Source organism: Nisaea sp. (assembly GCF_965216895.1).
Lineage (GTDB): Bacteria > Pseudomonadota > Alphaproteobacteria > Thalassobaculales > Thalassobaculaceae > Nisaea.
The window spans coordinates 1,163,003-1,182,944 of the sequence record NZ_OZ244205.1; the positions used below are offsets into that span (position 1 = coordinate 1,163,003).

Annotated in this window: 19 protein-coding genes and 1 tRNA gene; 10 read left to right on the forward strand and 10 right to left on the reverse strand. The window is 62.7% G+C overall.

Annotated elements, in window-relative coordinates:
- Positions 1 to 62: 62 nt before the first annotated feature.
- From ACOOE1_RS05605 to ACOOE1_RS05620, 4 genes are read right to left on the reverse strand one after another with little or no spacing between them, the layout of a single operon-like run.
- Positions 63 to 1,010 (reverse strand): N-carbamoyl-D-amino-acid hydrolase, encoded by a 948-nt coding sequence (locus ACOOE1_RS05605; RefSeq protein WP_420405353.1) that lies wholly within the window; start codon positions 1,008 to 1,010, stop codon positions 63 to 65.
- A gap of 36 nt (positions 1,011 to 1,046) precedes the next feature.
- Positions 1,047 to 2,504, reverse strand: a complete 1,458-nt coding sequence (gene hydA / locus ACOOE1_RS05610) for a dihydropyrimidinase (protein WP_420405354.1) — start codon at positions 2,502 to 2,504, stop codon at positions 1,047 to 1,049.
- Positions 2,505 to 2,515: 11 nt separating this feature from the next.
- The gene (locus ACOOE1_RS05615) at positions 2,516 to 3,967 is read right to left on the reverse strand and encodes an amidohydrolase family protein (RefSeq protein ID WP_420405355.1); all 1,452 of its coding nucleotides are present in this window, start codon (positions 3,965 to 3,967) and stop codon (positions 2,516 to 2,518) included.
- Between the two features lie 50 nt (positions 3,968 to 4,017).
- Positions 4,018 to 5,646, reverse strand: a complete 1,629-nt coding sequence (locus ACOOE1_RS05620; RefSeq protein WP_420405356.1) for an amidohydrolase — start codon at positions 5,644 to 5,646, stop codon at positions 4,018 to 4,020.
- Positions 5,647 to 5,886: 240 nt separating this feature from the next.
- Here ACOOE1_RS05620 and ACOOE1_RS05625 point away from each other — a divergent pair, with 240 nt between their 5' ends.
- The 3 genes from ACOOE1_RS05625 (at position 5,887) to ACOOE1_RS05635 (ending at position 9,091) form a co-directional block, all read left to right on the forward strand.
- Complete coding sequence (locus ACOOE1_RS05625; protein ID WP_420405357.1) at positions 5,887 to 7,119, forward strand: SPOR domain-containing protein; 1,233 nt, start codon at positions 5,887 to 5,889, stop codon at positions 7,117 to 7,119.
- A 102-nt stretch (positions 7,120 to 7,221) separates the two neighbouring features.
- The gene (locus tag ACOOE1_RS05630) at positions 7,222 to 8,151 is read left to right on the forward strand and encodes a DMT family transporter (RefSeq protein ID WP_420405358.1); all 930 of its coding nucleotides are present in this window, start codon (positions 7,222 to 7,224) and stop codon (positions 8,149 to 8,151) included.
- 28 nt (positions 8,152 to 8,179) lie between these two features.
- Entirely contained in the window at positions 8,180 to 9,091 is a 912-nt protein-coding gene (locus ACOOE1_RS05635; RefSeq protein ID WP_420405359.1) for a DMT family transporter, read from the forward strand.
- Here the strand turns inward: ACOOE1_RS05635 and ACOOE1_RS05640 are convergent.
- A complete protein-coding gene (locus tag ACOOE1_RS05640) occupies positions 9,045 to 10,286 on the reverse strand; it encodes an MFS transporter (RefSeq protein WP_420405360.1) in 1,242 nt (413 codons plus the stop codon). The genes ACOOE1_RS05635 and ACOOE1_RS05640 overlap by 47 nt on opposite strands.
- A gap of 95 nt (positions 10,287 to 10,381) precedes the next feature.
- Positions 10,382 to 10,798, reverse strand: a complete 417-nt coding sequence (locus tag ACOOE1_RS05645; RefSeq protein ID WP_420405361.1) for a hypothetical protein — start codon at positions 10,796 to 10,798, stop codon at positions 10,382 to 10,384.
- 152 nt (positions 10,799 to 10,950) lie between these two features.
- On the opposite strand from ACOOE1_RS05645, the gene ACOOE1_RS05650 reads away from it, so the two are divergent.
- From ACOOE1_RS05650 to ACOOE1_RS05670, 5 genes are all read left to right on the forward strand, one after another.
- Positions 10,951 to 11,268: a hypothetical protein gene (locus tag ACOOE1_RS05650; protein WP_420405362.1), complete on the forward strand. Its 318-nt coding sequence runs from the start codon at positions 10,951 to 10,953 to the stop codon at positions 11,266 to 11,268.
- On the forward strand, positions 11,265 to 11,870 hold the full coding sequence (locus ACOOE1_RS05655) for a YfbR-like 5'-deoxynucleotidase (RefSeq protein WP_420405363.1): 606 nt from the start codon (positions 11,265 to 11,267) through the stop codon (positions 11,868 to 11,870). The genes ACOOE1_RS05650 and ACOOE1_RS05655 overlap by 4 nt, the downstream gene beginning before the upstream one ends.
- A gap of 125 nt (positions 11,871 to 11,995) precedes the next feature.
- Entirely contained in the window at positions 11,996 to 13,186 is a 1,191-nt protein-coding gene (locus ACOOE1_RS05660) for a hypothetical protein (protein ID WP_420405364.1), read from the forward strand.
- 135 nt (positions 13,187 to 13,321) lie between these two features.
- Positions 13,322 to 14,440 carry a hypothetical protein gene (locus ACOOE1_RS05665; protein WP_420405365.1) on the forward strand — a complete coding sequence of 373 codons (1,119 nt, stop codon included), beginning with the start codon at positions 13,322 to 13,324 and terminating at the stop codon, positions 14,438 to 14,440.
- A gap of 4 nt (positions 14,441 to 14,444) precedes the next feature.
- A complete protein-coding gene (locus ACOOE1_RS05670) occupies positions 14,445 to 15,842 on the forward strand; it encodes a hypothetical protein (RefSeq protein ID WP_420405366.1) in 1,398 nt (465 codons plus the stop codon).
- Positions 15,843 to 15,854: 12 nt separating this feature from the next.
- On the opposite strand, the gene ACOOE1_RS05675 is transcribed toward ACOOE1_RS05670, so the two are convergent.
- On the reverse strand, positions 15,855 to 17,087 hold the full coding sequence (locus ACOOE1_RS05675) for an MFS transporter (RefSeq protein WP_420405367.1): 1,233 nt from the start codon (positions 17,085 to 17,087) through the stop codon (positions 15,855 to 15,857).
- 207 nt (positions 17,088 to 17,294) lie between these two features.
- On the opposite strand from ACOOE1_RS05675, the gene ACOOE1_RS05680 reads away from it, so the two are divergent.
- Entirely contained in the window at positions 17,295 to 18,236 is a 942-nt protein-coding gene (locus ACOOE1_RS05680) for a branched-chain amino acid transaminase (protein ID WP_420405368.1), read from the forward strand.
- Between the two features lie 84 nt (positions 18,237 to 18,320).
- Positions 18,321 to 18,405, forward strand: a tRNA-Leu gene (locus ACOOE1_RS05685).
- A 3-nt stretch (positions 18,406 to 18,408) separates the two neighbouring features.
- On the opposite strand, the gene ACOOE1_RS05690 is transcribed toward ACOOE1_RS05685, so the two are convergent.
- The 3 genes from ACOOE1_RS05690 to ACOOE1_RS05700 are packed head-to-tail and all read right to left on the reverse strand — an operon-like array spanning position 18,409 to position 19,935.
- Entirely contained in the window at positions 18,409 to 18,966 is a 558-nt protein-coding gene (locus ACOOE1_RS05690; protein WP_420405369.1) for a hypothetical protein, read from the reverse strand.
- A gap of 43 nt (positions 18,967 to 19,009) precedes the next feature.
- Positions 19,010 to 19,411 (reverse strand): hypothetical protein, encoded by a 402-nt coding sequence (locus tag ACOOE1_RS05695; RefSeq protein WP_420405370.1) that lies wholly within the window; start codon positions 19,409 to 19,411, stop codon positions 19,010 to 19,012.
- Positions 19,408 to 19,935 carry a hypothetical protein gene (locus tag ACOOE1_RS05700; protein WP_420405371.1) on the reverse strand — a complete coding sequence of 176 codons (528 nt, stop codon included), beginning with the start codon at positions 19,933 to 19,935 and terminating at the stop codon, positions 19,408 to 19,410. Before ACOOE1_RS05700 ends, ACOOE1_RS05695 begins: the two co-directional genes overlap by 4 nt.
- Between the last annotated feature and the right edge of the window lie 7 nt (positions 19,936 to 19,942).

The window sequence follows — 19,942 nt, forward strand, 5'->3', positions numbered from 1 at the left end:
AGGACTATAGCGCCAAGTCCGCTTCACCCAAGCTGACGAGACCGTGAGGCTCGTGCCGTACCTTATTCCGCCGCGTCCCGAAGTTCCGGCGGCAGTTCGACACCGGTCTGCGAGGCGATGATGCCGTAATGCTCGACCCGCCGGTGCTTGGCGTAGTTGAACACGGTCTCCTTGCCCATCTTGGCAAGGTCGAGATCGGCCGAATAGGTGACCAGTTCGTCATCCACGGAGGAAACCTGGGAGACGATCTCGCCCGACGGCTGAATGATGCAGGACCCACCGATCAGCATGCAACCGTCCTCCATGCCCGCCTTGGCGACGCCGACCACGAAGCAGGAGTTCATATAGGCGTTGGCCTGCATGGTCAGATGGTTGTGGAACATGCGCAGGTGGTTCGGCTCGAAGGCCGAGGTGTTCACGTCCGGCGTGTTGTAGCCGAGCACGATCAGCTCCGCGCCCTTCAGGCTCATCACCCGGTAGGTCTCCGGCCAGCGGCGGTCGTTGCAGATCGCCATGCCCATGATGCCGCCCTGCTGTTTCCAGACCCCGAAGCCGAGATCGCCCGGCTCGAAATAGCGTTTCTCGAGGTGCTGCCAGGGCCGCTTGGGATCATATTCGGAATGGCCCGGCAGGTGGACCTTGCGGTACTTGCCGGTGATCTTGCCGGTCTCGTCGACCAGGATCGCGGTGTTGTAGCGGTGCCCGTCCGGCGTCAGTTCGGCATAGCCGAGATAGAATCCGATACCGCGCTTGGAGGCCTCCTCGAAGAGTGGCCGCGTCTCAGGCCCGGGCATTTCGCGCTCGAAATGATGGTCCATCTTGGAGATGTCTTCCTCGTAATAGCGCGGGAAGAAGGTGGTCAGCGCCAGTTCCGGAAAGACAACGAAATTGCAGCCGCGGTCGCCCGCCTGCTTCAACAGCTCGATCATGCGCTTGACGGCGCTGGCGCGGGACTCGTCTGGCGCGATCGGGCCGAGCTGGGCGGCGCCGATGGTCAGGATGCGGGACATCAAAATGCTCCTCTGTTCGAATTTTTTTTGTACTGCTTATTCCATAACCGTTCCTGCGACAGGATCAAACGGTGTCGGAAAAGCTCCGTTCGGTTTGATGTAGTCGTAGGGCTCCCGGGCGAGAAACCTGCCGTAGCCGGCCTCGCACATGTCCTTGCCGTCCTGCCAGACGACGCTGCCGCGGGCGATGGTCGCCGCCGGCCAGCCGGTGACTTCCATGCCCTCGTAGGGCGTGTAGTCGGTCGCGTGGTGCAGGATGTCCTGGCTTATCGTGGTCTTCTTCTCAGCGTCCCAGACCACGATGTCGGCATCGGCGCCGACCGCGATCGCGCCCTTCTGCGGGTGCAGGCCGAAGAGTTTCGCAGCATTGGTCGAGGTGACCGCGACGAAGTCCTGCAGGGAGAGGCGCCCTTTGACCACCCCTTCGTGGAAGACGATCGGCATCCGCGTTTCCAGCCCCGGCACGCCGTTGGCGATGGAACTGAAGGGGGCATTGTCGCCGGCCCAGAACTTGCCGTCCGGATCGCCGATATTGTAGGGCGCGTGATCCGAGGTGACATTGCCGAGCGTGCCGGACCGGACATAGTCCCAGAGCGCCTCCTGTTCCGCCTCGGTGCGCGGCGCCGGCGAGCAAAGATATTTCGCCCCTTCCCGCGCGTCCCGGTCTAGATCCTTCTCGGTGAGGACGAAATATTGCGGGCAGGTCTCGGCGAAGACCTTGAGGCCGCGCTGCTGCGCCCGGCGGATCTCCTCCGCCGCTTCGCCGCAAGTGACGTGGAAGATCTGGATCGGCTGGTCCATCAGTTCTGCCAGCGCGATCATCCGGTAGGTCGCCTCGCGCTCGACCAGGGCCGGCTTGCACCAGGAGTGGTACTTGGTGCCGTTCAGCCCCGCCGCCAGCAGCTTCTCGGTCATGAACATGATCGCGTCATGGTTCTCGGCATGGACGCAGACCAAAGCCTGGTTGCGCCGCGCGACCTCGAGGATGCGCAGGATCTGCCCATCATCGACCCGGTTGCTGGCATAGGTCATGAAGAGCTTGATCGAGCGGTGGCCCTCGCCGATCAGCTTCGGCAGGTCCTCGCCGACGACCGCGTCGTTCGGATCGTTGATGACGATATGGAAGCTGTAGTCGATGCAGGCGCTCTTCGCCCGCTCGTGATAGGCCGCAACGCCGTCGGCAAGGCCGACCCCCTTCTGCTGCGGAGCGAAGCAGATCACCGAGGTGGTGCCGCCGCAGGCTGCCGAGCGCGTCGCGCTCTCGAAGGTCTCCGCATTGCGCCCACCGGTGCTCGAGGGCTGGTCGATATGACAATGGCTGTCGACGCCGCCCGGCATCACCAGCCGGCCGGACGCATCCACTTCCTGCGCGCCCGCGCCGAGCTTCTCGCCCAACGCGACGACGCGCCCGTCCTTGACGCCGACATCCGCCTTGACGATGTCAGAAGCATTGACGACGGTGCCGCCGCGGACGACCAGATCATATTCACTCATATATCCGCTCCTCAGTGCGCGTCCGGATAGCTCATCGGCGACAGTTTCTCGATCGGGCGCTGGGCCCAGTCGCGCTGCCGCACGGTCGACATCGTGACCTTCTGGTACTCGGTCATCTTCGCTGCGGCTTCCGCAACGTCGATGGTCGTGACCTCGCCGTCCTTAACCACCTGTTTGCCATCAACATAGACGTGGCGAACCGCGCGATCGCCGGCGGAGTAGAGCAGGCTGCGGAGCGGATCGCGGACCGGCTGCATGTAGGCATGGTCGAGATCCACCATCACCAGGTCCGCCTTGCAGCCGACCTCGAGCCGGCCGATATCGTCGCGGCCGAGGGTCTTCGCGCCGCCGATCGTGCCGGAATCGAAGATCTCCTCCGTCGTCGCGTTGTTGTAGTCGCCGGACATGATGCGACCGACGATCATCGCCACTTCCAGCTCGTGGATGAAATTGTGCGGGAAGGTATCGGTGCCGAGGCCGAGCGGGATGCCCGCCTTGACGTAGCGGCCGACATGGTTGAGCGCGATGCCGCGGCGCCAGAACACGGTCGGGCAGTGCGCGACGTTGGCGCCGGACTTCACCAGCAGATTGAAGTCGTCCGCCTGCGGCCAGTGCAGCCAGGGGTGGTCGTTGAGGAAGATGCAATGGCCGATGATCGTGCTTTCATCGAGCACGCCGAGGCTGTCGAGCCATTCGAGCGGCGTCAGGCCGTGGCGGCGGGTCATCTCGTTGAACTCGACCACGCTCTGCGCGGCATGGATCTGCATTTTGATGCCGCGCTTCTTCGCCTCCTGGTGCGAGGCCTTGATCAGCTCGGGCGTGCAGGTGTCGATCTGCGACGGCCCCATCATGCCGGACAGTCGTCCGGAGGGATGCTTGTCCGCCTCCTCGATGATCTCGATGGCACGCTCCATCGCCTTTTCGCCGGCCTTGGTATCCCAGTCATAGACAACCGAGTGGCCGTCCTTGGTCGACCAGACGGCGTCGCGGTACATCGGGCATAGCACGGCGCGGATGCCGGTCTCGGCCACGTCCTCGACCCAGCTGTCTCGGGCGCCCGAGAGGTCGGCGAAGGTGGTGACGCCGCTCTTCAGCATCTCGTGGATGGCGTAGCGCGTTGTGTACGGAGCCGCCTCGGGCAGGATCCGGAAGACCGGCATGTATTCGTAGAGACCGCTCTGCCCCAGCTTCGGACTGCCGAGTTCCTCGTTCAGCCCCTTGTTGCCGGGCTCGGAGGTCGGGTGGTTATGGATCGAGACGAAGCCCGGCATCACCATCATGCGGCTGCCGTCGACGGTCTCGTCCGCCGTGCCCTCGAAACCGGGGCCGACATGGATCAGCATGCCGTCCCTGAAGGCGACGTCCGCATCGTGGAAGAAGCGGTGTCCGGCCGCCTTGCCGTTCTCACCGGCCTGCCAGCCGATCACCCAGGCCGCGTTCTTGATCAAAGTGGTCTTCGACATGTCCCTGCTTTCTCTGTTCCGGGCCGGGCTGCGGCCCCGTTTCCTTGCTTTCAGGCCGCCTCGCCAAGGCGGTCATGCATGATCTCGCCGCCGACGATCGCAAGATCGGCATTGGCCTCGAGAATTTGCTCCGGCTCGACGGCGAAGAGATCGCAATCGAACACGGTCACGTCGCCGAGTTGCCCCGGCGCCAGTGTGCCCTTGATGTTTTCCTCGAAGGAGCCGTAAGCACCGCAATAGCTGTAGCAATGCAGCGCCTCTTCAAGACTCACCCGCTGGTCCGCCCCCAGCAAGGTGCCGCGTCTGGTCCTGCGCGTGATCATCGAATAGATGTTCTGGAACGGATTGGTGGAGGAGACAGGAGCGTCCGAGCTCGCCGAGGGATACACGCCGGCGTCAAGAAAGGAGCGCAACGGGTAGGCCTTTGCGGCCAGTTCCTCGCCCAGCACGTCGACATAAAGGTCGCCGAACTCGTACATGAAGATCGCCTGCGGCGCCGGAACCACGCCGACCCGCTTCATGCGGGCAAGCTGTTCCGGCGAGAGGAAACCGCAATGCTCGATCCGGTGACGCCGGTTCCCCTGGGTCTCGACGTCATTGCCGATCGCCAGTTCGTAGGCGGTCAGGATCTGTTCGATCGCGCGGTCGCCGATGGCGTGCGTCGCCACTTGATAGCCGCGGTCGTGGTAATCCTTCACGTAATCGAAGAGCTGCTGATCCTCATAGATCATGATCCCGAGATTGTCCGGCTCGCCGAGATAAGGATTGAACATCGCCGCGGTCTTGCCACCCGCGCTGCCATCGGTGAAGAGCTTCATCGGACCGACCCGCAGCCACTCGTCCCCGTCCCCCGTCATCAGGCCGAGATCGATCGCCCGGTCCGGCCAGCCGCTGGCGCCGGCGAGCGGCATCAGATGCATGCGCAGGCCGAAACCGCCCTGTCGTTTCAGCTGCTGATAGGCCAGCCACTCGTCATAGCCCTGGCGTAGACCGACGCCAGGATCCGTGACGCTGGTGAAACCGAGGGAAAGATTGTGCTGCTGACCGGCGCGGACACCCTCCGCCAGCGCTTCGACAGTATGGTCGCTCAGCACGGCGGTGATCTTTTCCTGCGCCCGTTCCTGCAGCAGGCCGGTCAGCTTGCCGTTCTGGCTCTCGATGTGACCGCCGTCCGGCTGCGGTGTGGATTCGTCGATTCCCGCAAGGCTCAGCGCGGCACTGTTCGCGACGCCCATATGGCCGCAGGTCCGCTTGACATAGACCGGATTGTTCGGCGCCACCTGATCGAGTTCCTCGCGGAACGGATGGCGTTTCGCATCAAGTTCGAAATGATCGTAGCCGCGGCCGAAGATCCACTCGCCGGGCTTCGCCTTCGCGGCGCGCGCCTTCACCTTCTCAAGCAGATCGGCAAGACGCGTATCCTTCTTGCAATCGATCTCCGACAGTCCGAGCCCGACGGAAAGCAGATGCTGGTGCGCGTCGTTGAGCCCAGGGGCCGCGAGGCGGCCACGCAGATCGACAACCCTTGTTCCCGTCCCGATCAACCCGTCCAGCTCGGCATTCGAGCCGTGCGCGATGACCTTGCCGCCCCATATCGCAACCGATTCGGCAAATCCGACACCGCGGCCAAGAAACACATTGCCCCCGCGCAATACCAGATCCGCCTTCGCCGTAACCATATCGCAATGTCCTTTCGATGGTGGCCCGGTGAAACCGCAAGGACTGCGCGGCGGGCCTCAGGAGAGAGGCCAAGAGTGCGGGTGCGAAACGGCTCTGTCAACGGCCCCGCCAATGCCAATTCAGCCTCTCATTGGTGCAACATCATCTAGGGGTCCAGTTGACACTAAGGCCAAGATATTGGATATTTTTCCGGCTATTGACCCGGGGTACGGCGCCCCTTTCAGGCGACGAAAATCACGATGCGGCTACTCTCCCGACGTCTTCTTCCCCTGGCCTTGATCGGCGCACTTTCCGCGTGCTCGTTCGAGATTCCCGACTTCGGTTTTTCCGGCGACGCTGACACGCTCCCGGCGAAAGAGCCGCTCGCCCAGCTGCCTCCGGCACCGAAGCCGCTCTATCAGCCGGGCGACACCTATGTTTTCAACGATGACGGCAATGTCGTGCAGGAACAGGTTGTCGGCGTCACCCCGGACCGGGTGACCTGGACGAACGATTCCGGACTGATCTGGACCACCACGAACGAACTCGTCACGCCGCAGCTTTCCTGGTCCTCGCATCCCGAACTCGGGCGCGGCCGGCAGACCGTGATCGGCAATCCGGGCTCCCTCTTTCCTCTGCAGGAAGGCAATATCGTCGCCTTCGGCATCCGTGGAAACAGCGAAAAGGTGCCGACCGGCTGGGAAGATGAGCTGCGCTGCGTGGTTACCGGACAGGAGGACGTGACCGTTCCCGCCGGCACCTTCACCACCTTCCGCATCGACTGCAAACGCAAGGATGTCGAGACCAGCCTCTATTACGCTCCGGTGGCCCAGAACTATGTCCTGCGCGAGCGCATCTTCTCGAATTCCCGCTCGCGCAAGGAGCTGATGTCCGTCAACCTCGCCGACAACCGGACCGCCAGCATGCCCGTTACGGTCGACCAACCGGAACACAAGACCGACGTGATCAATCCGAAGATCGCCGCCGACAAAATGCAGTCCCAGGTGCCGATGGCGAAAACAGGGACCGACGACGGCATGGCGAAATCGGAAGAAACTGATGAAAGCATGCCGGCCATCGACGACACGCGTCTGGTGATGCTCATCTCCCGCCTCGAATCCGTCGTCTCCAAGCTGGAATCGATGGCGGACGACAAGATGACGGCACCGAAGGAAGTGCCCGGCGAAGAGAAAACGGAGAAACCCAAGTCCGGCATGACGGCGCCGAGCGCGACCGGGAAATGGGGCATTCACCTCGAGTCCTACCGCACCCAGAGCGGCGCCCGGCGCGGCTGGTCCGCCCTGCAGAAGCGTTACCCGAACGATCTCGGCGCCCTCCAGCTGAAGACCATCGAATTCGATGCGGGCGACGGGCGCGGCACCTTCGTGCGCCTCGTCGGTGCGGCCTTCGAAACTCGCGCGGATGCCGGCAAGGCCTGCAGCGCCCTGAAGGCGAAACGCCAGTTCTGCCAGGCGGTGCGAATCGCGCGCTGACGCGAACACAGTTACTCACCACGACGATTGCCAGAGCCCCGGCCAAGGGCTAAGGGTCGGGGGGCGCCAGCCCCGCGCAACTCCTGTCAGGACCGCCTCTCCATGAGCGAAATACGCGCGCCAGAAACCGCCCAGGATGGCGGCCTCAGCAACCCGGCGCTCGGCATCGGACTCAGCGTCGTCGCGATCGCGATGTTCGCGACGATGGATGCGCTGGCGAAATTCACCTCCGAGACAATCCGCATCGAAATGGTCATCTGGGGGCGCTACTTTTTTCATTTCCTCGCGATGATCATGATCCTCCCGCTTCTTGGAGTGCGGCGGACCCTGACGACGAACCAGACGGGCAAGGTCGTGCTTCGTGGCCTCCTCCTGCTTGGCTGCACCTTCTGCTTTTTCACCGCGATCTCGCAAATCCCGCTGGCCGAAGCCAACGCCATCGGATTCGTTGCACCGCTGATCACCGTCGCCCTGTCGGCCTTCTTCCTGCGCGAGACGGTTGGCATCCGGCGCTGGTCCGCCGTCGCGATCGGCTTTGCCGGCATGCTGGTGGTGCTGCGTCCCGGCTTCCAGGAGGTTCACTGGGCCTATTTTCTGGTTCTGGCGATGGCGACGATGTTCAGCGTTTTTGCCCTGCTGACCCGCGCGCTGAACCGCACTGAAGACCCCGTCGCGATGCTCTTCTACACGGCACTGATCGGCACCGCCGGCGCCTGCCTTCTGGTCGCCTTCTACTGGCAGACGCCGACCCTGAGGGAATGGCTACTGCTGATGCTGATCGGCGCGATCGGCGGGATTTCCCACCAGATCCTGATCTATGCCTACCGCTACGCGAGTGCCTCGATCCTCGCGCCGTTCCAATACACCATCATCATCTGGTCAACCGTCTACGGTTTCTTCATTTTCGCCGACGTTCCCGATCTCTGGACATTCCTCGGCGCCGGACTGATTGTCGCCGCCGGCCTCTATGTCTGGGTCCGGGAGCGCCAGGTGAAAAAGCAGCCGCCGACACCGACCCCGCTCAGACGCTGACACATTCCTTTCCGGATCGGGGACGACCATGACAACCGGCGCGAGCGTTCACCGCCCCGCCCTTGCGATCTGCCTGATCATCGCCGGGTTCAGCTGCTTTTCCACCATGGACATGCTGGTCAAGCAGAGCGGGGCGATGCTGCCGGTCGAACAAGTCACTTTCTTCCGCTACGCGGTGCATTTTGCCGTTCTCGTGCCCTTGTTGCCGTTCCTTGGGCCGAAAACGGTCCTGGGCGGACGAAAGTTCGGTTTCCTCGCATTCCGGGGCTGCTTTATGTTTCTCTCCACAATCCTCTTCTTCACCGCGATAACCGAGCTTCCGCTGGCCGAGGCGGCGGCCATCACCTTCATGGCGCCCATCATCACGGTCGGGCTTTCCGTCCTTTTCCTGAAGGAACAGGTGGGCATCAGGCGCTGGAGCGCCGTTGCGGTCGGGTTCGGCGGTATTCTGGTGATCCTCAGGCCCGGGCTTCAGGAACTTTCCCCGGCGCATTTCATGGTGCTTGGGACCGCCTTTTTCTTCTCGGTCTTTAGCCTGATGACGCGCCATGCGGGATCGGGAACGCCGATCGCCGCGACCACTTTCCTGACGGGACTGACCGGGATCGTCGGCTCGGCAATCATGTTGTCCGGCTCCGGTCCTCTCCCGCCTGTCGAGAGCTGGCCGGTGCTTGCCGCCATCGGCCTGCTGGCGCTCACGGCGGAATGCCTGCTGATTCTCGGATACCGCTACGCCTTCGCGTCCCTGCTCGCACCGTTCCAGTATGTGCAGATGCTCTGGGCAACCTTCTTCGGCTGGCTCGTCTTCGACACCCTGCCGGATTTCTGGACCTGCGCCGGCGCCGCGCTGGTAATCGGCGCCGGGCTATACATCTGGCTCCGGGAAAGCCGGATCAGGCAGGATCCGCCGCCGGCAAACGGCGCCAGCGAACCGAGGTGAAGACGGTGAACATCGACAGGAACATGAACCCGGCGATGGCATAGAACACAAGCTCAGGTGCGAACTCGTCGAGGATGAAGCCGAAGATTATCGGCGAGACGATGCCGCCGATGCTGAAGCCCGTGGTCACGAACCCGAAAACCTTGCCGTACTGTCCGTCCGGCGTCACCGAGCGGACGATCATGTCCCGCGACGGCATGATCATGCCGTGCATGATTCCCTGGACCGTCAGCGAAGCGAGCAGCAGCGGCTCCGGCAGATCGACCGTCGCCACCATGGCGATCATGACCGCGGTCGCGAAGAAGCAGAACGCGGCGATGACATTGTGGTTGGAGGTCTTGTCGGCGAGGTAGCCGCCGAACAGGATGCCGATCGTGGTGCCGACGAGATAGCCTGTGAGCGCACCGGTCGCGACCGGAATCTCGGTGCCGTGCACGAGATTGAGTGCGGAGACCAGGAAGTTGTTCAGGCCGCCCGAGCCCATCGCCGTCATGGTATAGAAGCCGAGGCACATCAGGATCGGGAAGGAGAACAGCAGCGCACGGCTGGAGGCCTTGTCCGTCGCCGGTTTGGGCGCCCCGTCATCCGGCTTCCGCTTGGTATGAAGGCTCCGGGCCGAGAGCAGCAGGGCCGCCGCGGTGACCAGCCCGGCAACGCCGCAGACCACCAGCGCTGAGCGCCAGCCCATCATCTCGCTCAGGAAAATGACCAGCGGCGGCGCCACCGCGAAGCCGGCAAACCCGGCAAAGGTGTGCAGACTGAAGGCGCGGCCCATGCGCGGTCCGGAGACCGAGGCGGAGAGGATCGCGTAGTCGGCCGGATGATAGACCCCGTTCGCCACGCCGGCGACGGCCATCAGCGCCAGCAGGCCCCAGAAACTGTCGCCGAAGCCAATGAAGAGGAAAGCCAGCGCCTCGAGAGCGAGGCCCCCGATCAGGATCCATCGGGCGCCGAACCGGTCGACCAGGTAGCCGAACGGAAGCTGCGTGCTCGCCGTCGCACCACTGAAGACCGTCATGATCAGACCGAGTTCAAGGAAGCTGATACCGAATTGTTCGCGCAGCACCGGAAACAGCGGCGGCAGCAGCAGGATGTAGAAATGACTGAAGAAATGCGCAACGCCGATCAGGCCGATGACCTTGACGTCGGAAAAGGCTCCGCCGGCGGGCGGAGCGGCTTGCGTATCGGCGGTCATCGGATGTCCTGGCACGAATAATTCAGGTAAGTCAGACCGCAAAACTGGAACGCACGGGGAGAGAGGTCAAGTCCGGCCTCTCTCCCGATATGCGATTACTGTTGTGCCGCGAGCCACCAGCGGGAGATGCGATTGCCCTGATCATCCGTACTCTCGAACTCGTTGTTCTCGAGCAGGCGCACACGCAGGCAACGTTCGGTTTCGGTGTCGAACGGCGTCAGGCAATAGTGTTCCTTGGTCGGGCGCACGGTGCCGGTTTCATAGAACTCGGCGAACCCATTCTGTGCCGGAATGTGCATCGAGTAGACCTTGCGCTTCTCGAGCTTGAAGTAGAAAACCCGGTTTCCTTTGGTCAGCCACCCGGAAATCAGCCGGCCGTCCGCCAGGGCGAGGAAACCCGGTCCGGTCATGCCGCGCGGGTCGTAGGCGCCGGCGGGCTGCGGCGCCGCCGACAGAAAGGCGGTCACGGCCGCAACGGCCAGCATGCTCTTTGCAAGAACCTTCAGATGCACAGTAAAATCTCCATTTTTATTGTGCGACTTTCTCTTGAAGCCACCGTATCAGAATCGCATCAACATCTGAACAAATTCTTTCAATCATTTGGATTTCATGCGTTTTGTCTAATATGACCAAGCAATCACACGCAACACAGGGGAAATCCCGCGTGATTTGGCCGGTCTTTGCCACCGTTTCTTTACTATGGATCGGTGCGTTTGCCTGGCTGTTTCTCGTCCGCTGGTCCGAAGATATCGCTCCGGTCGACCGAACCTATCTGCTTCGGGAGCAAGCCTGCATAGCCTCCTACAGGGATCCTGAAGCCCGGGACCGCTGCCTTCTTATCATGGAGCTCGAACGCTTCCAGACCCGGAGCATCATGGTCGCCAACCGCGTCCTCGCCGGTGCGAGCCTGCCCTTGATCGGTTTCGGTGTTCTCGTCTATCTGGGACGCCGCCGAACCGGCAGGAAAGGACGCAGGACGTGACGCGCGCAAAAACCGCCACCGGGCCAAGGGCATGGCAGCGCATGCTGAGCGGCCGCCGGCTGGACCTTCTTGACCCCTCTCCGCTCGACGTCGAGATCGAGGATATCGCGCACGGTCTGTCCCGGGTGGCGCGATGGAACGGCCAGACCGAAGGTCGCTGGCCCTACTCCGTCGCCGAACACTCCATTCTGGTCGAGAAACTGGTGCACAGGCTCGATCCCGAGATGAGCCTGAAATGGCGTCTTGCGACCTTGCTGCACGATGCCCCCGAATATGTTGTGGGCGACATGATCACCCCCTTCAAGGCGGTCATCGGCCCCGACTACAAGGATGTGGAGAAGCGGCTCGAGGGCGCCGTGCATCTCAGGTTCGGGCTGCCAGCGAAACTGCCGGCGGAGATCACCGCCAAGATCAAGCGCGCGGACAGGATCGCGGCGTATCTCGAAGCGACGCAACTCGCCGGATTCTCGAAGTCCGAGGCGGACAAGATTTTCGGAAAACCGAGAACCGGCGCGGACGTGACCATTGAGCCAATGTCCCCCACCGCGGCGAAACAGGCCTATCTCAAACGTTTCCGGGTTCTGGGCGGCCCGACGCGCTGAGCCTGGAAGCGCCAGGAGCGGTCATATTTCCGGGTGACATCGCTGGATTCACGGTTCCCGATCCTGCACTATCTCATGTTTAAAGAGGGTGCTACGGATACTGTCGGTTCACCCGGGAGCGCGAAATGTTGGTGCAGAGCAGAGACGGCGACGCGCAGGAGAAACGGCGCAAGCTGACGCCGATCCTGGACCAGATCATTTACGGTCCGCCGAGTGTCACCTGGAACATTCTCGGGATCACGCTCGATCGGGAACACGGAGAGAACTTCTTCGAGATTCCGAGCCTTAACCGCGTCATCATCTTCAAGTATCCGAATTTCAAGCTCGAGGTCTCGGACAAGGCCGCGATGGATTTCAGCGGCAAGGATGCCGCTCTCTCGGACGAGCGGCCGGTCGAGACCGCGATCTACATCCCGAACGACGAGGAATTCCCGCAAGACGGCGGTTATGCCGTCTATCTGCGCCAGAAGGATGCCGAGGAGCTGCTGCAGCGCTATGTCGGAATCGCTCATGGCGACATGACCGAGGCGATGACCCGCGATTTCAAGCGCCTGACGCTGATCGACGATCTGCCCTCGCTCGATCCGTTCCTGCTCAAGACGGCACTGGAACGCGAGAAGCTTTCCTATAATCCGGCCTACCTGCAAATGAAGGACGGCGAAGAGGAAAACATAAAATCCGTGATCCGCGACAAGGTTCGCCCGATCGTCAACAAGGCGCTTGGCGCCGACGACAATGACAGCGCCAAGACGCAACGCTTCATCGACGCGATCTGGGATCCGACAATTCCGGAGGCCGCTCTCTTCATCGAGGCCTTCAAGATCGACAACAAGGAAGTTGCCAACGTCTTCAGCGCCTGGAAAGGCGTCTCCTTCTATCAGTACCAGTTCGAGGAAAACAAACCGCAGATCGCCGAAGTCATCGGATGGATCAAATCCGACGCCTCGCTGCCAATAGATCATCGCGAGCACCGGGCCTTCCTGGAACAACAGTCAATGTTCAAGCAGCGCGTTCTGAAAAAGATCCTGAATGTGGTCGGAAATATTAACCAGATCTTCAAGGATTTCGATTCATGCTACCGGAAATTTATTGACGAAGGAGACCCGGTTGCATTTCGGAATTTCTTGATTACCTCGCATTACCGGTACTGGTTGCTAGGCTATTGCTGCACCTCGCTGATGCACACGAGAAACATTTTCGACCGGGCGCGGCGCGAGAGCGTGAGAGGCGCATTGAGGTTCGAACAACTGAACGACATGCTCACCAATATCGATGCAACCGTGAGCAGCAAAGCGGGCGGCGCAAAGGATCTCTAGTCTTCTCAGAGCCTTGCTCCAATCGGTTAACATTCTGAAATTCCGTTGAAAATGCGGTAATTTTCGGGCCAAATACAGGCTTGAAGACGCATTGGTCGCGCGAAATCTAGAATCGGGCATATGGATCCCAAAGGCATGGCGAACCAATCAACGACAGCGACCCATTTCTGGCCCTCCAGTTTCGCCGAGCGCGGCGTGGCCGTTCCCTTCACCACGCCGAGCGTGGCGACGGCAAGGGTCAGAAACGGCGAGCGCGGGCGCCTCGAACTGGTGATTTCGGGCCTGTCCGGGGGGCGCGGGGTTTATGTCATTGCCTGGAACGGTGTTCCGGAGACTTTCAAGCTCACCGTATATGACCGCGTGCTGCACGAGAATATCAGCGTTATAGAGACCGTCACGCCCGATGCGGTCCGTGAGGCCGTGATCAGCGCCTCGATCACCGGCCTCGCCGGCGAGGATGCGGCAGTCTCCGCTTCCGAGGCCAGCGGCCGCTCCACGGAGGACCAACTTCGCATCAGCCTCGCCCTCACCAGCCACGTGGTGAAGGCCGTACTCGACACCGACCTCGATCTCAGCCTCGCCGCGCTCAGCCTTCCATCCGGCCAGGAAAAAGTGCAAAGCATGCTCGGGCGGATTTCCCGGATGCTGAACATCGCGCCCGAACCGCTCTCGCAGGCAATGACCGAATGGAGCGACATCCTGGAATTGCTCGGCATTCCGCGCCAACAGCCTGCGGGGCGTCTGCGAAAGATCTTCTCGGATGCGGATCATTTCCGCAGTTCCTTCAGGGACTGGATGCGGACCAGCGAACTTGACGAGGATCACCCGGCCGGCCTGGTGCTCGAAGTGCTCGAGGAAACCCACACCAACTGGCAGACCGCGTTCGACGAAATCGATGGTTTCACGAACAATCCCGCGGAAACACTGAAGAACTGGACGCGCTGCAGGACGAACCTGGAACGTCTGAGCGCGCGTGTTCCCTGGCTCGAGGACGGCTGGCCGATGATCTTCGCGATCTGGGAAAATGCGCTGCGTGCGGATCGGGAACAACAGCTGGCGGCAGTTTCGACCATTCTTTCCGGACTGCCCCTGCTGCCGCGTGACGAAGTGAACGTCAACAGCCATGCTCGATGGCTGGAATTCGCGAAACGCCTCGGGCTGGCGGCGTCCCGCAACGAAGTGCGCGGACAAAGCAATATCGACCTGCAGAGCATGCTGCGGCAGGAAAACGTTCTCGCAAGGAGCTTCGGATAAGCGAATGAATTCGGATTCGGACGACACGCGAATCAATCTCGCAGACCTCGACGGCCAATTGTTCCGGATTCCGGAGGCCGAGCTCGCCAATCTCGTGGCCGAGCTCGAGAAGCGCGCACTCGACCGCAAGAAGGCGCCGGCTATCGCCCAGGTACTGGCAAAGCTGCGTCCCCGTCTCGCGATCATGAAACCGGAGCGCCAGGCGACCCTTGTCCGGTTCTTCGCCGAACCGTTCGCCGACCTGCTCTACACATCCGGCGAACCGCGCAAGGCCGTCGGCCGCATTCCGCGCAGTACAATCGTTCCCTGCTACAAGCTGTTCCTCGAACATGCCGAGGTCTCCCGCGTGCAACGCTACCAGGACGAACTTGAGGAGATCGACAAGGACAACGAGGCGGCGATGATCGAACTCGGCACGGGGTTCTGGCGCTATGCCGCCGGGAAGCTCCGCCAGATCCTCACCGAGACGGAACGCGACAAGAACAAGAAACGGGCGCTGATCGAACAGCTTGGGGACGAGACCGTCTTCGCCGCACTGATCGAAATGGCCGGCATCCTCGAGGTTGCGGTCCCGGTCATGGAACTGCGCAAGGAACTGCCGTCGTCCGGCCTCAGCCAGGTGACGAACGCCCATCTGGCCCATATCTGCACCGCTCTCAATACCGTGCATCGCCAGCGCCCGGCCAACACCCAGTTCATCGTCTTCGTCATCCTCGCCCGGCTGCAGGACCCTTCGATGATCGTCGAGATCATGCAGCGCGCCGAGGAAGCGGGAACGGTGGCCGATGTCTCCGGGATCACCGAGATCGCGAATGCGGCGATCGTCAGCCAGACCGAGGAAAAGATCCGCGGCCTCGAAGAGAAGATCCAGAACGCTACCAGCGGCCAGGATCTGGCGCTGCAGACGGAGAAATTCGTCAAGGACATCCTCGGCGCCGCCCGCGCCGTCGGCACTTCGGGCTCACGCATGCAGAACCGGCAGGTCCAGCGCACCAAGACCGAGATGGCGGACCTTGTCCGCCGGGAGATGCTGGAGGCGCTCGATGGCCAGGTCGCATCCAATCTCTCGGCGCTCGGGCAACTGCATAGCGAAAAGGATCCGGTCGCGGCCCAGAAGGCGGTCGAGGACCGGATCGTCTCGCTGATGATTACCGACCGTTTCGCGGACGAGCTGGGCATCGGGCGTGACGTGAACAAGCGCCTCGCCGAACTGGAACAGAATATCGGCGCGCAGTCGGAGGCCCTGCTGGACGCGATCCGGAGCCGGAATTCCAGCCCCCTTGATCCCGATGACGCCCAGCGTCAATTGTTCACCCAGGTGCGGATGACGGAACTCCTGCTCGGCCCGGAAAAAGCGAACCAGTTGCGGCTCGAGGGCACGCGTCTGCTGAACGGCGCCTGAGTCCCGTTCCGCCTATTCCGCCGCCACCGGCTGCCGCTCGATCGCTTGCTCGCGGATCGGCCAGTGAACCAGCCCGGCAAACACAGAAAGCGCGATCGAAAGGTACCAGATCCCGTTATAGGAGCCGGTCTCGTCGAAGATCCTCCCGCCGAGCCAGACGCCGAGGAACGAGCCGATCTGGTGGCTGAAGAAGACGATCCCGAACAGCATGCTCATGTAGCGCATGCCGAAGATCTGCCCGACCAGCCCAGAGGTCAGCGGCACGGTGCTGAGCCAGAGCAGCCCCATGGCGCCGGCGAAAGCATAGATCATGATCTCGCTCGGCGGCAGCAGCAGCATCGCGACGATGACCACGCCGCGGCCGAAATAGAGCAGGCTGAGGAGATATTTCCGCGAGAATTTCCCGCCGAGCACGCCCGCGCTGTAGGATCCGATGACGTTGAACAGGCCGACCAGCGCCAGCGCGTTCGCGCCGATGGCGACGGTGAGGCCGAGATCTGTCGCGTAGGCCGGCAGGTGCACGGCGATGAAGGCGACCTGGAACCCGCAGACGAAGAAGCCCGCCGTCAGCAGCCAGTAACTCTTGTAGGTGAAGGCCTCCCTCAGCGCCTCGCCGACGCTCTGGTCCGCCGGCACCGGGCTGGCCTTGGTGCCCTTGACGGTCCAGAAGGCGAAGGCGAGCGGGATCATTGCCAGCGAGGCGAGGCCCATGAAGAATGCCGCGTCCTTCCAGCCGACGCTGGCGACGAGACCGCCCGCAACCGGGACCAGCAGGAACTGGCCGAGCGAGCCCGAGGCGCCGACGACGCCGAGCGCCCAGGAGCGCCGTTCCGGCGGGAAAAGCTGGCCGACGGCGCTCAGGATGATGCCGAAGGAGGTACCGGAAAGCCCGGCCCCGACCAGCGCGCCCGCGCTCAGATGCAGCATGCCCGCGGAGGTCGAATAGGCGACCAGCACGGTGCCGGCGGCATAGATCAGCGCGCCGCCGCAGATCGCCCGGAACGGACCGTAACGGTCCGAGATGGCGCCGGCGAAGGGCTGCGTCGCGCCCCAGAGCAGGTTCTGGATCGCCAGCGAGAAGGCGAAGACCTCGCGCCCGACCCCGAGTTCGGCGGTTATCGGCGGCAGGAAGACGCCGAAGCCGGAACGGATGCCGAAGCTCAGCGCGCCGATGATCCCGCCGCAGAGCAGCGCGATATAGGCGAGCCGCATGTTGTAGTCCTGGCGGTCGCTTGCACCTGACATTCCGTCTCGTCCTTCTTTTCAGGGGTGCCGGAGAGGCGCTTGTGACAGGTCCGGCAACGCTCTAGGCTCGAAATATGGCACCGGGCGGCGCAGCCGACAAACGCCGGATTGTCATCAGAACAATTCAGGGGGTCAGACTACCAATGGGCGTGCGGCGCCCGCCGGCAGCCTGTCTCCGCTCAACGGAAAGATGGAAGGGACGCGGCAATGTCGACGCCGAAATATGCCGTCATCGACGGCGAGATCGTGGAATGGGACAACGCGACGGTGCATGTCGCCTCGGCGGCCTTCAAGTTCGGCACCACCGTGTTCGAGGGCCTGCGCGCCTACTGGAACGAGAAGGACGAGGATTTCTACCTCTTCCGCATGCACGAGCACATGGACCGGCTCGACTTCTCGCAGCGCTTCATGCGCTTCGACGGCGCGATCCCGGCGGATCTCGTCACCGAGAAGACGCTGGAGTTGATCCGCGCCAACAAGTTCGCCGGCACCAACCTGCACATTATGACGTCCTGCTACGTCGCAGGCATGGGCGGCCCCGGCGCCTGCGGCCCGGTGGGTCTCGCCATCACCGCGCTGGAGCGGCCGCGCTCGGCCAACGTGCTGAAAGGCATCAGCGCTCAGGTCAGTTCCTGGATGCGGGTTCCGGACAATGCCATGCCGATGCGGGTGAAGTGCAACGCCAACTACAATAACGGCCGCCTCGCCACCGTGCAGGCGACGACTGACGGCTACGACACCGCGATCTTCCTGAACAGCCGCGGCAAGGTCTCCGAAGGCCCCGGCATGTGCTTCTTCATGGTGCGGGGCGGCCAGGTGATCACCCCCGACACATCGAACGACATCCTGGAAAGCATCACCCGGGACACGGTGCTGCAGCTCGCACGCGAGGCCGGTTACGAAACCGTCGAGCGGGCGGTGGACCGCAGCGAGCTCGCCGCCGCCGACGAGGCCTTCTTCTGCGGCACGGCCTGGGAGGTGACGCCGATCCTCTCCATCGACCGCCTGCCGCTCGGCAGCGGCGCCATCGGCCCGGTGACGAAAAAGCTGCAGCAAAGCTATATCGACGTCTGCGAGGGCCGCACCAGCGCGCACGCCGAATGGCGCCTGCCGGTCTACAAGGGCGCGGCCGCCAAGGCGGCTGAATAACCGCCCTCCCCCGCCGCACGCCGCGCCGGCATATCTTGGCGCGGCGGCGAACTTCCTGTAGCTAGAACTGCTTAACGCCCGGCCGGCCCCGTGGCGGAACTGGTAGACGCACGCGACTTAAAATCGCGAGTCTTCGGACGTGAGGGTTCGAGTCCCTCCGGGGCCACCAGTGCTATTCGGCGATCCGCCTGAGGACGTAATTGGCCCCGTCGCAGCTCGTCACCAGCACGCCCTCGCCGAAAGAGTCGAAGCCCTTCCCGTCGAGCCTCTCGCCCGCGAGGCAAAAGAAAATCGCATCCTCTTCCGCAACCGCAGGCCTGTCCTCCTCGGCGCATTTCAGCTCCAGCATCAGTCTTTCGGGATAGAAGTCCGGCGCCTTGCGCAGTCCGGCGGTCTTGAGCCCATTCGAGAACAGGAAGCGCTCGCCGAAGAAGCCGACATTATTGTCGATCAGCTCCGCCTCGAAGCGGTCGACGCGGCAGCGATAGCCGAACAGGTCCATGTGCGCGTTGCCGATCTCGATCCGGCGTCCGACGAACCTACCGACCTCCTCCGGGCCGACGGCGCTGATGCCCGCGAAATCGATCTCCGCGATTTCCCAGAGCCCGTGGATCTCCGGCGGCACGAAGGCCAGAGGCTTTTCCTCGTCCGCCAGTGCGGGCGGGGTCAGGCAGAGGCACAGCAGGAGGGCGAGCCCCACCCGTACGGGGCGTTCAATGCAGCGTTTCATTCACCCATGATAGCGGCCCGATCACGCCGAAAGAAAGGCGGCCCTATTTCGGATCCTTCTCCTCGTCGTCGCCCACTTCGGACTCGTCCAGCACCTCAAGGATCGCGTCCACCGCCTCTTCCGCACCGAGCGCCTTGCGGCGGGCGATGGCGTGGATCCCCTTCATCATCGCGCGGTAGGTCTCGTCCGCGTTCGCTTCCGGCACCTCGGCAAGGTCGCTGTCGGTGAAGCATTCGATATCGTCGCCGTCGCGGTTGAAGATCGTGATGCAGTAATCCGTCACCGCCGGATCGTCCTCGTTCTCCTGCTCGGCGATGACAAGGGAATGGTCGTTCAGGGTGGTCTGGAAACGGCCGCGGGTGGAGGTCTCCTCCCAGTCGACCTTGCCTTCCTCCGTGCGCTGCTTCAGGCGGACGACCATTTCGCCCAGTTTCTCGCTGATCATTGCTTTGCTCCCACGGCGGTACGGATCTCGACCATCAGGGCACCCAGATGTTCCGCCTGCTTGGTGAGGACCTTGTTCATCTGTGCCACGTTCACGCTCTGCGCCGTTCCGTTCCCGTCGAGGAACAGCTCGATGGTGTTGGACATGGTGCAGGACTGCTGGAAGGCTGATTGCAGGCGGCCGATATTCTTGTACTTGCTGATCGAGTCGTTCGCCTTCAAATCGCCGACGATGTTGCGGAAGGCCCGGTGCCGGTCGAGCACGAGGGCCCATTCGCCGAGCCGGTTCAGGCGCTGGGTCTCGTCGAGCAGCCGGATGGCCTCCGCCAGGCCGTCGACGATCTCGATTCCCGTAATCGCCCGGATCGCCCGTTCTGCCGCCTCCTCGGCACGGGTCGCCGCGTCGCGCGACCGCACCACGTTCAGGATCGTGACCGCGAAACCGAAGAAGGAGATCAGCAGACCCGAAATCGACGCCCATTGGGCGACGTAATGGGTGTCGATGAAGTGATGAACCTGCTCCAATCTGACT